This window comes from Enterovibrio makurazakiensis, assembly GCF_050336585.1.
Taxonomy (GTDB): Bacteria; Pseudomonadota; Gammaproteobacteria; order Enterobacterales; family Vibrionaceae; genus Enterovibrio; species Enterovibrio gelatinilyticus.
Genome location: NZ_JAKJSE010000005.1, coordinates 70750 through 86188, shown reverse-complemented (window position 1 = coordinate 86188; position 15439 = coordinate 70750). Strand labels below are relative to the sequence as shown.

5 protein-coding genes are annotated in these 15439 nt (G+C 47.2%); 2 read left to right on the top strand and 3 right to left on the bottom strand.

Going from position 1 to position 15439, the window contains the following annotated elements; translation table 11 throughout:
- Positions 1-64 precede the first annotated feature (64 nt).
- Positions 65-1348: a DASH family cryptochrome gene (locus tag L4D06_RS02620; protein WP_429737765.1), complete on the bottom strand. Its 1284-nt coding sequence runs from the start codon at positions 1346-1348 to the stop codon at positions 65-67.
- A gap of 474 nt (positions 1349-1822) precedes the next feature.
- On the opposite strand from L4D06_RS02620, the gene L4D06_RS02615 reads away from it, so the two are divergent.
- Positions 1823-2158, top strand: coding sequence for a hypothetical protein (locus tag L4D06_RS02615; RefSeq protein ID WP_028025427.1), 336 nt, complete (start codon positions 1823-1825; stop codon positions 2156-2158).
- 356 nt (positions 2159-2514) lie between these two features.
- On the opposite strand, the gene L4D06_RS02610 is transcribed toward L4D06_RS02615, so the two are convergent.
- Positions 2515-3192, bottom strand: a complete 678-nt coding sequence (locus tag L4D06_RS02610; protein ID WP_429737764.1) for an OmpA family protein — start codon at positions 3190-3192, stop codon at positions 2515-2517.
- On the bottom strand, positions 3189-4580 hold the full coding sequence (locus L4D06_RS02605; protein WP_429737763.1) for a TolC family outer membrane protein: 1392 nt from the start codon (positions 4578-4580) through the stop codon (positions 3189-3191). The genes L4D06_RS02610 and L4D06_RS02605 overlap by 4 nt, the downstream gene beginning before the upstream one ends.
- A gap of 478 nt (positions 4581-5058) precedes the next feature.
- On the opposite strand from L4D06_RS02605, the gene L4D06_RS02600 reads away from it, so the two are divergent.
- Positions 5059-15366: a retention module-containing protein gene (locus tag L4D06_RS02600; protein ID WP_429737762.1), complete on the top strand. Its 10308-nt coding sequence runs from the start codon at positions 5059-5061 to the stop codon at positions 15364-15366.
- Positions 15367-15439: the final 73 nt, after the last annotated feature.

Genomic DNA, 15439 nt, shown 5'->3' with positions numbered 1-15439 from the left:
CTTAACTCTCTTTGTAAGACAAAGGGAGTTAAGCATGGTCGAATGAGCCCATGTGACACTTTAACTAAAATTTAAGCAAGCTTTCTGATGGAGAGGATTCTGCCCAGCGAGAAACAAAACTGCCATCCGGGTCATAGGCTTTGGTTTGTTCTTCTAAGTTGAAGTGGCGTTGTCCGCGCGGATCAGCGCCGACGCCTGCCAGATATTGCCAATTTCCATAATTGGCTGCGACATCAAAATCAATGAGTTGCTGTTCAAAATACGCTGCTCCAAATCGCCAATCTACCCCAAGTTCGTTGACTAGGCAGCTAGCAACGATTTGACGTCCTCTGTTTGACATATATCCGGTTTGATTAAGCTGTCTCATGCAGGCATTAACGATGGGGTAGTCAGTGGTTCCCTGTTCCCAAGATTTGTACTTCTCACAGTAGAAAGTGGTGAGTGGGCGCTTTTTCTGGATGCCATCAAACGCGAACATGCGGGCACCGTGGTAGTGCATCATCCACTGGAAATATTCCCGCCAGAGCAATTCGGCAAACATGGTTTGAGAGGATTCATCTCGGCCATGTCGGTATTCATAATTATCAAGTTCAGCTGCCACCATGCGAGCAGAAATAGATCCATTGGCAAGCCATGCTGAAAGTCGAGAAGAAAACTGCCACCCGTCTAAGCCGTTACGTGTCTTCCTATAATTTTTAAGACCTTGAGATTTCCAAAAGTATTGATTAAGTTGCACCATCGCTGAGTCTTCACCGCCATGGTAGGGCGTGAGGTCATAAACAAATTCCTGACCTCCCCAAATATCCCGTCGTTCTTGAATGACTGCCGGTAATGATTCTGGCGCGCAGATTGGAATGCACGGTAAGGTATTTTGCTGTTCTAGGTGTTTTCGGAACTGGGAGAATGACGCAGGGAAATTGGCTTTTTCGAAAGGCAGTTGATTACGAAGGAGTAGGGTGAAACTCTCACTCACACTGACTTCACAACGAAGGGTATGTTGTAAATAGGCGGCTTGTTGCCTTTCATATACGCCGGGGTGATCGGTGATTCCGACGTAGTCAATTTGGTGTTGTTTACACAATGCTGGGATAACCTCTAAAGGATTACCTACTTTCACGACGAGACGTTGCTTACGTTTTTTGAGTTCCCTTTCCAGTGCTCGCAAAGACTGATACAGAAATTCCTCTCTGAATCTTCCTAAGTGCCGTGATTGGTATCGTGATGGTTTTAACCAAGCAGGATCTATTACATAGACCATTAGCGCATGCGTGCAGCGCCGGGAGAGTGCGACCAATGCGGGGTTATCTGCCAGTCGTAAGTCGTTTCTGAACCAAATGAGCCCTTTCATGTCGTTTCTCCTTAAAAACGATGATGGATTCGAACAAGTTTGGCGAATGATTAAGTTAGGTCAGGCACCTCCCAGTGAAATGATGAACTTGGAAATGGGCATGTGAAACAAAATTAACCGGCTAGGATTACACACGATAAATCTGTCTCATTACTAAAGCGTAGTGCAGCATCCCTAAAGTCAAACAAACTAAGAAATGAAATGTGTGCGAGATCAAGTTGCCGAGCCTAGTAAGCATGGTGTTGTAGTTGGGCATAACTATCTATTTGTACTGCATACAGAGTCGCCAGACTAATGCTTGGGCTTACTACCTTTTTCCTGCCGCTGCTTATAAATATGAGGCAATGTATAAGTCTTGTTCAAGTTGGTTGTCAGCCTTTTTTACGGTTTTAGACCTAATGTATTAGTCATGGGCTTAAATATGAGGCTGCTTTCTTTAGTATTGAGTCAAGGCAAACGGGCAGAGGTATTATCGTGAGCGTCGATCAGTTATCAAACTCAGTGCGACATGCATTGTTAGGCATGTCAGGCATTCGTGAAGAAGTCGATAATGAAAAAGTGTATTTCTATCAGCATGGCAGGTTGTTTAGCATTGTCGATACAGAAGGTTTGCAGTTTGTTGTGGGTCAAGAATGCTTACAGCAAGCGATGAAGCTACCCGGCGCTAAACTGGAACAGCCCGGAGGGAAAAGGTGCAAAGGCGTGATCAGTGTGTCTGCCGAAAAATGTACTGAAACGGATATCGACTTTTGGCTGTTATTGGTATTACCAACGAATCAAGGAACTGTTGATCCGATCGTTTTTCACTAGACATTAGTGAATGTTCGGTTGTGTTATAAACAGAGACATTTTTCTTTGGTGGTAATGGACGGGAGATGATTAATTTCCCTCTCAACGACTTTACATGACTGACAAACTCTTCTCGTGCGCTATTTCTGTTTTTCTATGCTTCCCGCACCACAAATACCCAAACAGCTTAACGATGCTGGTTCCACCAGACTGAGTTCGCTTCGAGCTATGGTGCTGATTCGAAAGCCCAATGGTTAGACGTTGAAATATACCCCAAAGGCAGTTCGCTCTGGGGTTTACTCTTGTTGCTTAAAAATCTTATACCGACACGACACCCTTACTCTTTTTACCTATGGCGTCGGAGTACCAGCGTTTGGTTATTTTGCTGGCGAAGACGTATAGATAGTCCACTTGTTGATAACGCGCATTTCAGTGTTGGTGACACTTGCAGTGACACGCCGACTGAGTATTTCGGTTTGTTGTTCAGAGGGGGCGGATATGGGGTTATTTTCACCAAACCCTGTGATTGTGATTCGGGAGCTGGCAATGCCTTTTCTCACAAGTGCCATCTTTATGCTTTGCGCTCGCTTTGTTGACAACGCCAAGTTAAGTTCATCACTCCCTGACGGGCTGGCATAGCCTTTTAACTGAACTAAAGTGTGAGGAAACGTCTTCATAAAACGGGCGAGCTCTGTTACTTCGCCATCAAAGCTAGGTGGGATTTTCACTGAGTTGTTAGAAAAAAGAACGTGTAAATCATCTCTAGCTTCTGTTTCTATGAATTCAGAGCATCCTACATTATTGATTATCGCGCCTTGCGGTGTTGATTCACACTCATCTCGTGCATTGATGACACCATCGCTGTCCATATCAAAAAGGTCGGCGTTTTGCTCTGCAACTGGAGGCTGGGGGGCTGATGTTGAGCATCCTGACAGTAAACCACCTACACTTATGGTCGCAAAAAGGGCGACCTTAACCATTAATTTAGCACTCAATTGTTTGAAGCTTAACTGTTCGGCGAACTTGGCCTTTCTCGGCCATACAACGTTCATCATTTATCCTCTCCTTCCTTACCGTAGACGGACGTTTGCCATTCTTCAGGGGTTGCTACACGCATCTCAGAAAGCAGTAAGCCGGTAGCATTGAGCACGCGGTACTTCGCGAAGATCCCTGTATATTTTGCATCAATGTAAGATTTCCTAGCATCGAACAATTCGTTCTCTGTATTCAACAGATCAAGCAATGTTCGGCGGCCGATCAAATATTGTTTTTCATACGCATTGAGTGTTTTAGCTGCTGAGTCAACATGCTGCTCTAAAAACTTGGTTTGGTTTTCAGATAGTTCTTTTGCTGTCCAAGCCAGGCGGGTGCTTTCATCGAGTAGCCGATGGGCGTTGTTTCTGATGCTCTTTGCTTTGTTGATTTGATAGGCTGCGCTGCGAGACTGGGCAGCATCCGTACCGCCGTTGAACAGGTTATAACGCATTCGCAACATGGCTTGGAACTCATCAGTGTCACCGGGTGTTCCATCGAGTTCTTCACCCCATTCTTGAGAGGCTTCAATGGTGAATGTAGGGTAGAAATCTCCTTTGGCTTGCTCATATTGGGAGCGGGCGGCGTCGACGTCATTAACAGCCACTTTAATGACTGGGTTGTTCTCTTTAGCGATTTTTAGTGCTTCAACCAGAGAGGCAGGAACAAACAGCGTATCTATCTCGGGGGTGACGAGCCCTTGGGGCGATTCACCAACAATGCGTTCGAACTCAATGATTGTGTCATCGTGATTGCTTTGGGCGGAAAGTAAGTTAGTGTGAGCTTGTGCAACACGTCCTTCTGCTTGAGACAAATCTGCGGTCGAGCTAATGCCTGAGTCCGTTCGGCGCTTAATGTCAGCATGTATATCTTCAAGGGTTTCAACGTTGCGCTTAGACAGATCCAATATGGCTTCTGTCCGAATGACCTCCAGATAGGCCTCAGTCACACTTAACGCAGTATCTTGAGCATCTGCAAGCAGTTGAAAACGTTGTGCCTCAGCTTCAGATTTGGTCCGCTTAATGTCGTTATAGGTGATTGCGCCGTCCCAAATCAATTGACGCAAGTTAATTCGAACGTCTCGAGGATGGAACGTCCCCTTTGTGTTGTCGCTGTCATAATCCGAATATCCAATCCCTGCTTCAAGGTCAACAGAGGGTAAATATTCTCCTTGCGAAGCATCGATATCTGCTTCGCGAGTTTTGAATTCGTTGTATGCCTCCCTGATGACGGGATTTTGAGACAGCGTCGCTGCGACAGCTTGTTCTAGAGATTGAGCTTGTACAAATTGAGGTGCACTCAATGCGGTTGCTGCCACAAGCAGCAAATGAATTTTTGATGTCGTCACTTTAGCCGCGGATTGAGCAGTGTGAATAGTTGGCGAACACTTATCACTGATACGTTGCTTCATGAATGTTTCCTCAAAAAAGCGTTTGAGACCGTCAATAAATCGGTAAAAAAGGCAATGGGTAAATGTCGTGGAAAAGCATTTACCTTGGAGACAGAAATCCAATTTTGCTAACAGACTGAGCACCACGATTGCTCTAAAAGATTGGCTGTCTTCTTCATTACAAGTAGCGAGAAATAAAGTGTTTTCTCGTAAAGTCAAAAATAGGGCATGTTGGAGGTAATTTGACCCCCAAAGGGTGGTTTTATCGCATTTATATTGCAAATGAGACAGGTGGAGACAAGTAACTAACAACCAAACTCTCTTAAATACGCGATTTTGATAAGAACGGTCTTAAATCAATGCATCCGTATGTATTGCTTTGTTCAAAGGCTATTTTCCTTGTTTGTTTTTCACGTTAAGGCGCCTTTCCTATTCAATAGTGAAGATGTTGGCTCTCTGACTCTGAAGTGCCCGCTATATATGGTGCAGGTGGTGAGATATGGAAGAAAAAGTAAGGGAGAGCCGAGTTATTGGCTCTGATGGTGAAAATGTCCAGCTTTCTGTTACTGGTGGTCAAGTTTACGTCATTAAAAGTGGCGTAGCGATTCCTACACCGGTTTCGGAAACGGCGGGATCTGGAGATATCATTCTTGCTGAGCCTAAAGCATCATACGTTATGATGGTTAACGGAGAGCCAGTATTGGTTCACGAACCCTGTTCCACGTGCACACTGATTAACGACCGTGGCGTTGATGTAGTTGGTTTGATTGGTAACATCAATGTTCAACAGAACACCCAGGCCATTGCGTTGTTAGAGGACGAGATTTCAGCGCTGCAACAAGCCATTTTAGCGGGTGCGGATCCATCTCAGAGTTTCGAAGGACCAGCAGCAGGGGGCGCATTGAGCTCGTCCATTGGTGGATTTGCTGTCATTCAGTACGACTACACCAGTGTGTTAGTTGAAGCTGGCTTTGCTACGAGCTACACACCACCTTCTGAAATACTGCTCCAAGAAGACAATGCTCCCAACGTGCCTCCAGTTGGTGGTGAAAGTATTCGCTTAACCATTGCCGAGGGCGACCATACACCCGTTGATTCAATAAGCGGTTACCCCACCACGGCAACCTCGTCTGTGTTGATCCCCGCTAGTTCTTTACCACTTTTGGCTGACAGTTTTGTTATTGAATCTGACGCACTTTCGGCCCTTGTTGCTGAACTAGCCAACGACACAACAAGCAATGGGAAAGCAATAAGTTATCGGGTGTTTGATGACGGGAAAACCATTGTGGGCGAGGTGGATGGCGTAGCGATTGTTACCATTGCAGTGTCCGCCGAATCTTCTGGCCGTAACGTTGAATTAACCGTCACTATCACGCTTGACGGGCCACTCGATCATATTGCGGGCAACGACAGTGGCTTGGTCACCATCAGCGGCAATACCATCGACATTTCTGTGCCTGTGCAGGGTGAAGATGCTGCAGGTAGACCCTTGGACGAACCCATCACAGTGAATATCGCTATTGAAGATGGTGCAAATCCAACGGTTAACCCTGATAACACTACCCACAATGAAAACTTTTTGGACTATGTTTCTGAGCCAATTCCACTCAATGTGGGTACCAATAGCGATCTGTTAGCAAGCGTGAGTTTTATTTCCACGCCTGAGCTAGTTGCGCAACTTGAAAGCATCACAAGTAATGGGGAGGGAACAAATTATACAATTAGTGCTTCGCGAATCTCAGTCACGCTAGATTCGGATCCTACCCAGGTTGTATTCGCCATTGATCTGGTGGCGCTCCCTAGCTCAGATCCAAATACAGACAATATTAGTCGCTACGGCTACGTGCTGACACAGAGTGCGTCGATCGACCAATTGTCAGCGTCAGATTCAGAGGTTATTCCTGTGTCTGTTATTGCTGTCGATCAAGATGGCGATACTACAACAGGCCAGTTCACTGTAAGTTTGAATGATGGAACTAATGCTAGTGGAAAGGCGGCGGTAATATCTGGGGACTTTGAGGTGGTGGAGGGCAATGCAGTCTCGGAAGGTCAAGTTGCTAATGGCTTAGTGACGCTCGAAGCTGGCTCAGACAAACTGATTCCCTCAACCATGTTTATCGCAAATTTGGAAGACACCGATGGCGTGTTGGGGCTACTCAGTGAGTTGAACCTTCTCAGCTCAAACGGTGAACCGATCAACTTTGCGATTCAGGCAGGTACTGAGCCCAATGTGATTGTGCTTCGAGGCACGCAACCAGACTCTACTGAACCCAATGGCATCTTAGATGTTGTGACATTTACCTTAACAGCTGACTCGGAAGCAGGGACAGGGGCGACAGGCGTTAACGTTCGTTCTTCATTGGAGGTGTTTCAGCCGCTAGATGAAACGAACCAAGCGGTGTTTAGCAATACGAAATGGGTAAAATTGGTTTCTTCCACCAACGAACAATCTGAGTTGGTGGAGTCCTTTGATATTCAATTTGAACTTCAAATGCGGGATTCAGATAACGATTTACTTGAAGCACCGATTGATGTGACGTATTCAGTGGTTGATGGTCAATCTCCAACGATCAAAGTCACGGATGTAGATGTGACAGACCCGAGCTTTGATGCACCGGCAAACACTGTGATGGGAGAGCTCGGCCTTGAAACTGGCAGTGACCGTATTCAATCAGTTGTTTGGGAATTACCGACAGCGTTCTTTAACAGCATTGCGTCGCTGACCAGCAACGGCAATGAATTGACGTTACAGTCAGAACCGTCGGATATCAATGGCACATCGAATGCCATTGTTGTGGGCTATCAAAATGACAATGATGAATTCGTGACGGTTCTAGCCATAGCATTCACACCCAACACAGAACAGTATTCCGTGACGTTGTCACAAGCGATCGACCAGCCTGATAGCGAAACTGTTGCGCTCACTTTGGGAGCAAGAGTCACTGATTCTGATGGAGATTCAGTGGTAGGTACGTTCAAAGTCACCATTCTCGACGGTAACGTGCCAAGTCTTGCCCCCGATAACGTCAGCATGACTGATCCCGTTATTGGGGAACTAAATCAATCTCAACAGGTGAGTCTTGGCCTAACACAAGGCACAGACGCCGTTAAATCGATAGCGTTATTCGCACCTCCCGGGCTAGAGGCGTTACTTGAGAGCTTGACTGCTAGCGGCTATCAAACCGCTTATTCGCCTAGCCCTTTTTCTGGAGATATCGACACCATTCGGGTGTACTTCGATGACCCTTCCTTGTCCAGTACGTCAACGCCAGCCAATGATACTGACATATTGATTATCACCTTGGATGTGAACGCAGAAGGTGAGCCTACCGGCAATTATACCGTTGAACAGCGCTATGCCATTGACCAAGGCGACGGCGCAATTGTTCTGCCGATAGGCGTACGTGTGGTCGACACTGACAACGATAGTGTGTCGGGTGAATTTACCGTGACCTTGAATGATAGCGATGGCGTTGCAGGTTCAGCAGACGTGCTAGGCACGGTGGAACTGACCGAGCCAGATTTAACACCCGAAGGGATGGAAGTTGGTTACCCTGATAAATCCTCGGTAACGGCAAAGCTGACGGCGATGGATGATAGGCTCTTGCCTTCTGACGTTCAAATTGACAGCCTTGTGGTCGCTAAACTGATATCTGACCTCAATGCCGTGCTCACTAGCAGTGGTGACTCGGTCGTGTTCACCTATGACGAATCAACCGCTACGCTGACAGGCAAAGCCAATAATGAATTGGTCATGACGATATCGCTAACTGGGGTGCAAAATAGCGATGGATTCTCTGTCGACGTCACACCGCTATTAACATTGCATAAGCCGTTGGACCACACTACTGATGATAAAAGTAACGATTCGGTCTCATTTAACGGCGATAAGATTACCTTCAATATTGAGCTGCAGACCAACGACTCTGATGGCGACACGTTGCACTCGTTGGGTTCTATCGAGTTTGTGATCACTGATGGTGAGTCACCTTCCATCACAGAAGCTCCGCCTTTGTCAGTCGAAGAGAGCGATATCAATACCAATGGTTCGGATGAAAATAAGAACAATGCGGGCACAACCCCTGGTGGCATAGGAAATGATCAAGATACTGCGACAGGAACGCTCGTGCTTGATTCCGGCAGTGATAGCATCAAAGATATATCATTGGATATATCGGCATTCTCATCACAAAATAGCAATAATAGTCAGGATTCTTCAGGCAACAATATCCCTCTGAGTTCCCACGGTGAGCCGGTCGTTCTCTCGTTAGCCAGTGACAGCAATGGCACCAAAATATATTCCGGCTCGGCTGAATCACGCCCCGTGTTTACCTTGACCGTATTTGCTGATGGTACGTACACCTTTGCGCTACTCGGCGCGCTCGATCACCCTCGTGGCGAGGGAAATAACAGCCTCGCCATCAGCTTTCCTTTTGTCGTGACCGACAGTGATGGCGATACTGCTGCCAGTAATATCATGGTGAGTGTGTTGGACGATGTTCCTCTCTCGCTTGAAACTGATGGCGTCGGTGTGGGTGGTGCGGAGCTGGTGACGACTGAAGGCGATGCTTCGAGGAAGGTGGCAGTCATTCCGTTACGAAATCGCGGTGCTGATGGTGCCACCGTTGAGACCGTCACGGTGAATGGCGAGCAACATGAATTGACACCGGGTGTTAAGAATTTCTTTACGGTGACGCAGGGCGTGGGTGGTCAGGTACTTGGCACCTTAGAGGTACAAAGTAACGGTAACATGAGGTTCTCCGCAGCAGAAGACGTGGATCACAGTGGAGCGGAAAACAATCGGATCACTGAAACGTTTACCTATGAAATTGTCGACGGCGATGGCGATGTTGTCATTGGGTCAACCGAAATCACTGTTCTTGATGGTTCGCCGCAGTTGGTCGTAAACAATGTCGCCGGAATTGAAGACCAAGGGCGACAAGGTGACCCTGATGATGATGTTGTTGCCAATCCCGCTGATGGAATCCCAATCGAGATGTCTATTGATATTGGAGATAGCGATCAAGGTGAGGGTGTTAGTCGGATTGTGGTCAATCTACCCGCCAACGCTCACGGTAGCTTCTATGCAAACGGAACGATTTTGGCTGTCACGGGGAACCAAATCGTTTTGCCGAGCAACGTGTTTGTGCCTGATACAAATAGTCAGATTTGGACATTAAATGGCGTGACATTTGTGCCCGATCAAGACTATTCGGCTTCATCTGGCGTGCCCACGTTTACGGCGACGGGTTATGTGGAAAACACGGACGGTACCGAGCGACAGTTAGCGAGTCAAACGTTTACCATCACCGTAGAAGGTATTGCAGATGTTCCGCAGTGGGATGAGAGCACCGTGCTCTACTACGCCATTGAAGAAGACAGCGACGGTGCGGCACTAAGTCTGAATGCTGAACTGCAAGACACGGATGGTTCTGAAACATTACGCTATTTTTTGTCGTTTGAAAGTGGGCAAGGTTCTCTAGTCCTTAATGGGGAGACGCTTTCCGCCAACAATGGTCAGTATGAGGTGGCATCGGCAGACATTAATGACGTCGTGGTGAAGCCAAATGCAAACTTTTCAGGAGACATCACTCTGACTGTGACGGCTCAAAGCGTAGAAACGGCCAATTTTGTTAACGCTAAACAAACAGCAGAATCTGTGTCACAAACGGTAACTATCGCGGTGAGTCCTGTTGCTGATAGCACGACGTTAAAAATCACTCGCGTCAGCGGTGAAGAAGATGAGCTAATTAACTTGTCTTCACACATTAGCCTGACAAGTACGGTTGATTTAGATGGCTCTGAAGCCTTGTTTGTTCGAATTAGTGGCCTTCCAATTGGTGCCAAACTTTTGCTTGCTGATGATACAGAAGTCGATGACGAAGAGGGTGTTTACGAAATTGCGTACAACGATATCGGTGGATTGCGCTTATTGCCACCACCGCAGAGTAACGTCGATTTTTCCCTAAGCGTCACTGGGGTTGTCAAAGATACCGCCATTGTCACTAATGCCCAAGGCGTCACGCAGACAGAAATCGAGTTATTCGAAACCGGTGCTAAAACACTGCCGATTGCATTGAAAGGGGTCGCTGATGTGCCGGTGATCAGTGCCGATTTGGGTGATATTTGGCATCCCATCATTGAAAATGGCGTGGATACGGGTATCGAAACAACCATTGAAGAAGACAGTTCAGTGGCGCTGTCATTCACGCTTGCGTCCGGAGAAGATGGGACATCATTACCCGGGGATAATTCCGAGACGTTAACGTCTTTGGTGACGAATATTCCTGAAGGCGTCACCCTCCTAGACACCAACAATAATGCGATTAACCTTGTTTATGCGGGGGTGGATGACAATGGACAACCCCAGTACCAAGCTAAAGTTGATGGATTGTCTGACATAAAACTGGTTCCACCTAAAGGCAGTACAGACGACATAACATTGACCGTGACGGTTGTGGTGACAGAAGACGATGGGGATTCTCGTGCTGTCGACAAAGATGTGATCGTTCATATTGAGCCAAAGATTGACGCCGTTAATTATACGTTGGACAGCCAAGGGACTGAAGACACAAACATTGTCGTGAATTGGCGCCCCGAGGTCGATCAGGGTTTTACTGATAATAACGAAGCCATCACTGGCATCACGTTTAACATTGCATCAGAAGCACTCACTGCGGGTTATACCTTAACCATTGCGGGCGACACGTCACCGCTAACGTTTTCTGGTGGAAGTGCGGTTTTGAACACATCGCAAATTGCAGCATTATTGAGTGGTGCAGATTTATTTTTGAAAGCGCCAGAGAATGTTGATGAAGATGAAAACCTGAATTTGTCCGTTACGTTAACGGTTGAGCAATCGGATAGTGACTCAAGTGCGACGGATTCCGCCACGATCACGGGTACGCTGGATGTTCGTATTGTTGCCGCGGTAGAAGACGATGGTAAGGTGACCTTGCTCGATGGCAATGAGCCCGTCGTTCAGCCCATTACTGATAATGGCAGTGGCACTATCTCTCTAGCGTCCGATGATCATAGGCTAGCGTTTGTTACGCCAGAAGGTATTAACACCGACGGAACGAGTGCCGAGGTGATTACGCAAGTCGTGATAAGTTTTGTTCAAGATGCGAACGGCACACCATTTACCGCCGCAGACCAAGCCTACTTCGATCAGTTCTACATTCAAGGTGGTATCAACAATGGGGATGGCAGTTGGACTATCCCTAAAAGTGATCTTGATAACTTGGCGATCTCAACGACTAAACCCATTACTTCCCCCGTATTTATCAGCGTCACAGCGTTGGTACAAGACCAAGGTGACGCAGGGGAAAGCGACGTGAGTCGTCAAGTTGAGCAAAGCCCTATTGTCATTGAGATGGACTTCACAGGGAGTGTAGCAAGCGCTCAAGAAGCAGGCGTTATTTCGGTGACTGACCAACCTATCACGGGTATTGAGGATACCCAGATAAACCTCGGCACACAGCTTGAGTCTTTGATTCAAGTCGCTCCGGCGAATGCAGGGTCGGATGAACTGACATTGGTCATCAGCAGCGCCGCATTGTCTGGTGCGGGCGCAACGGTTTCTGGTATGGAATTCAACTACGAAACCAGCGAATACGTCGCCAATGTAGATGTTGCAGCAGACGGTACCGTGGATTTGTCGGGTATTGCTCTGAATCTTCCGAAACACTTTGCAGGGGATTTTGTGCTGCCTGTGAAACTGGTAACCACGGACAAAGTGAGCGGCGATACCCAAGAAAACGATGCTAGTCTTTCAGTGTTGGTCACTCCCGTCGTGGACGGTATTACAACCTCAGTCGACGTTATTGAAACCAATGGGTTAAATAGCGATAAGCAACCTGTTAGTGAAAGTGCTGAGTGGGTGCCTGTTGAAAATCAAGCATTGGAAGATGGCATTATAGAATTGGATTTTTCCACCCAGCTTGTCGATACGGATACTGACCCGACTAAAGGCGTTGAAACTATCAGCAATGTGGTGTTGAAGGTCGACACCGATGTTGGCTTTTTCGTCAACGCAGACGGCACTAACCCGCAAAGTAGTATTACGGTGAGCAGGGACGATCTTGGCAGCATTCACTTCAAACCCGTCGAAGATTTTAGTGGGCAAGTCACTGTGACCATGGATACCACGGTTATCGATACTGCGGAAAACGACGATACGGGGGGAGCGGATTCAACGGCCACCGATACCATCACTACACAGGTATCTTTCAAGGTATTGCCTGTGAACGATCCTGTGACCTTTGATGGCGTTAGCGAACCTATTTCTGGGACGGAAGATGAAAATATTCCGTTGACGGGTGTGATTGCCGAACTTAACGATACAGACGGTTCTGAGCAGATAGTCTCAGCGAAGTTAATCGGTGTGCCTGATGACTTTAAATTGATTTCGACGGGCAGTCAGCTTGTACAGAACAGTGGGAACGGAGAGTGGACGGTCAGTGTTCCTGCAGGAAGTACATCTCTCGATTTTGACCAGATAGTCTTTGTTCCGCCGAAAAATTTTAGCGGCTCAATGACCGTCGTACTTGAGGTGTACGCTAAAGAAGATGAATTAACGATACCCAAAATGCATTCAACCACTGTCACGGTTGATGTAAATCCCATTGGTGATGGCATTGATGCTGATATCACCACGTCCGTATCTGGCAGTGAGGATGAGAACATCCTTCTTCCGCTCGATATCAGCGTTATCGACAATGCGGGTACGTATGATGGTACAGGCTTATCTGTGACTGAAAATGCGCCAGAGACCATCAAGGTGGTTCTGACTAATGTCCCTGATAGTTCAACAATTAGTTTGCCATCTGGGGTATCGACGGGTAGTTCGGTACAAAAGCAACCTGATGGAAGTTGGGTGGTTATTGCTGATCAAACGACGTTATCGAGTTTGACGCTTACGCCTGGTGATGCCAACGAATTGAATTGGAATGGACAACTTGAAGTATCCATACGGGCTGTTGATAACGGCGTTGAGGCGGAAAGTGGACTTTGGGTTAACCAAGTGATCGACGTGTCAGTGTCGCCAGTCAATGATTCCCCCGACCTGACAGTTCCTGCATCTATTCAGCATGCTGAAGAAGAAATACCGGTATTGATTGAGTCCATTCAAGTCAAAGATGTCGATGTTAACGATGCAAGCGGCAGTGAGATCACTGTTCGACTAAGTGCAGAAAATGGCACCATCAATCTGTCTCTGTCATCTCCCATTCCATCAGGCGTGGCCATCACGGGGTCTGGATCTGGCAGCATGACGTTGAAGGGTGACATTACCGCGATTAACCAAGTACTTGCTACGCATATCACCTACACGGGAGACACCAACTTCTCGGGGCAAGACAACATTACTGTGACGGTGAATGATAACGGAAACACCGGCAGCGGTGGGGCACTCACGGATACAGAGTCAATAACAGTGAACGTTCAGCCGAAACCTGATGTCCCAACTCTCATACTGAATACGGCGCAAACGGCATCGGTCGCTGGTAGCCTGTCTACGATCATTCCTCTGTTAGGGCTAGCCGCTGCGTTGACTGACCCTTCTGAAACGCTCGCAATAGAAATTAGAAATATTCCTTCGTCTTTGACATTCGTTGATTCGGAAGGCTCAGCAATAGGTATTGGCCCGTCTGGGGGCGTGCTCACACTGACAGCGGATGAGCTAAGCCAACTGCATGTGATTGGGGGCGCGGCATCAGCGTCGAACATTGATATTGTTGCCATTTCAACCACAACACTTGGAGAAAGTGCTGAATCTGCAAGCTTAAGCGTGTCGATAAACGTGATTGACCCTGCAGATGGGCCTATTACCGCACAAGACAATACGCTAGAAAATCTGGTGATATCAGGTAATGAGGCGGCGTCTCTTGTTGGCGGGAACAATAGCGATACACTCATTGGAGGGTTAGGGGCTGACATTCTCACTGGTGGTGCGGGCGATGATACGCTTTGGGGAGGACAGAAAGGTGAAGGGAACAGCGGTCAAGACAGATTTGTCTGGTCGAGTGCGGACTTCGGCTCAGCCGGTGATCCTGCTATCGACACCATTGAAGACTTCAACCCAGCGACGAATGTCATCGACCTCAGTGGGGCGCTTAGTATCAGTAATATCGCGAGTATTTCAGATTTGACTCAACATATATCACTGACTGAATCGAATGGTAATGCCCAACTGAATGTGCTGGTGGGTGGTGACGTACTGCAAGAGATTGTACTGACAGGTATTGGTTTAGATGTGTTGGTGAATGAGGCATCTTCAGGGATGTCTCAAACTGATTTGATCACTGCAGTACTTAATCGTGGAAACGTACATTTGGGCGCTAATGTGGGCGCTGGAGATAATGATCAGTTGGTGGCGCAGTCAGCAGGAGAAAGCCTGTTCGGTATGGACGGTAACGATACGCTTCAAGCTGGGCAAGGCGACGATATATTGACTGGTGGAGAGGGCGAAGACATATTTGTTTGGTTGGAGGCATCGTTAAGTGCTCCTGCGAATACAGATGTGGTGACAGATTTTACGTTAGGAGACGATAAGCTCGATATTTCGCAACTCTTGCCAGATCTTGGCGCCTCACCAACCAGTGGGGATTTGTTGCCATATTTCGATCAAGCGTCAGTGGGTCTTGATGGCAGCATAAACCTAACGGTAACTTCAGGTGACGATACACAGCATATCACTATGCAGAATATGGATCTGTCGAGCACGGGTTTGAATCTCATTTCAGGTGCGCAAACCAGTGAAGTGGTGTCAGCGCTTTATGAGCAACAGGTTTTCAAATTGGATTAGCACAAAGGGCAATTTGTTAAAAACTCAGTAATTAAATGCAACGCCGAGTCGATTGTTTTCATATTGAGACTAT

What these genes read in the sequence shown, in the direction of transcription:
- L4D06_RS02600 (WP_429737762.1), top strand. Translation starts at nt 5,059, where the DNA reads ATGGAAGAAAAAGTAAGGGAGAGCCGAGTTATTGGCTCTGATGGTGAA.
- L4D06_RS02605 (WP_429737763.1), bottom strand. Translation starts at nt 4,580, where the DNA reads ATGAAGCAACGTATCAGTGATAAGTGTTCGCCAACTATTCACACTGCT.
- L4D06_RS02620 (WP_429737765.1), bottom strand. Translation starts at nt 1,348, where the DNA reads ATGAAAGGGCTCATTTGGTTCAGAAACGACTTACGACTGGCAGATAAC.
- L4D06_RS02610 (WP_429737764.1), bottom strand. Translation starts at nt 3,192, where the DNA reads ATGATGAACGTTGTATGGCCGAGAAAGGCCAAGTTCGCCGAACAGTTA.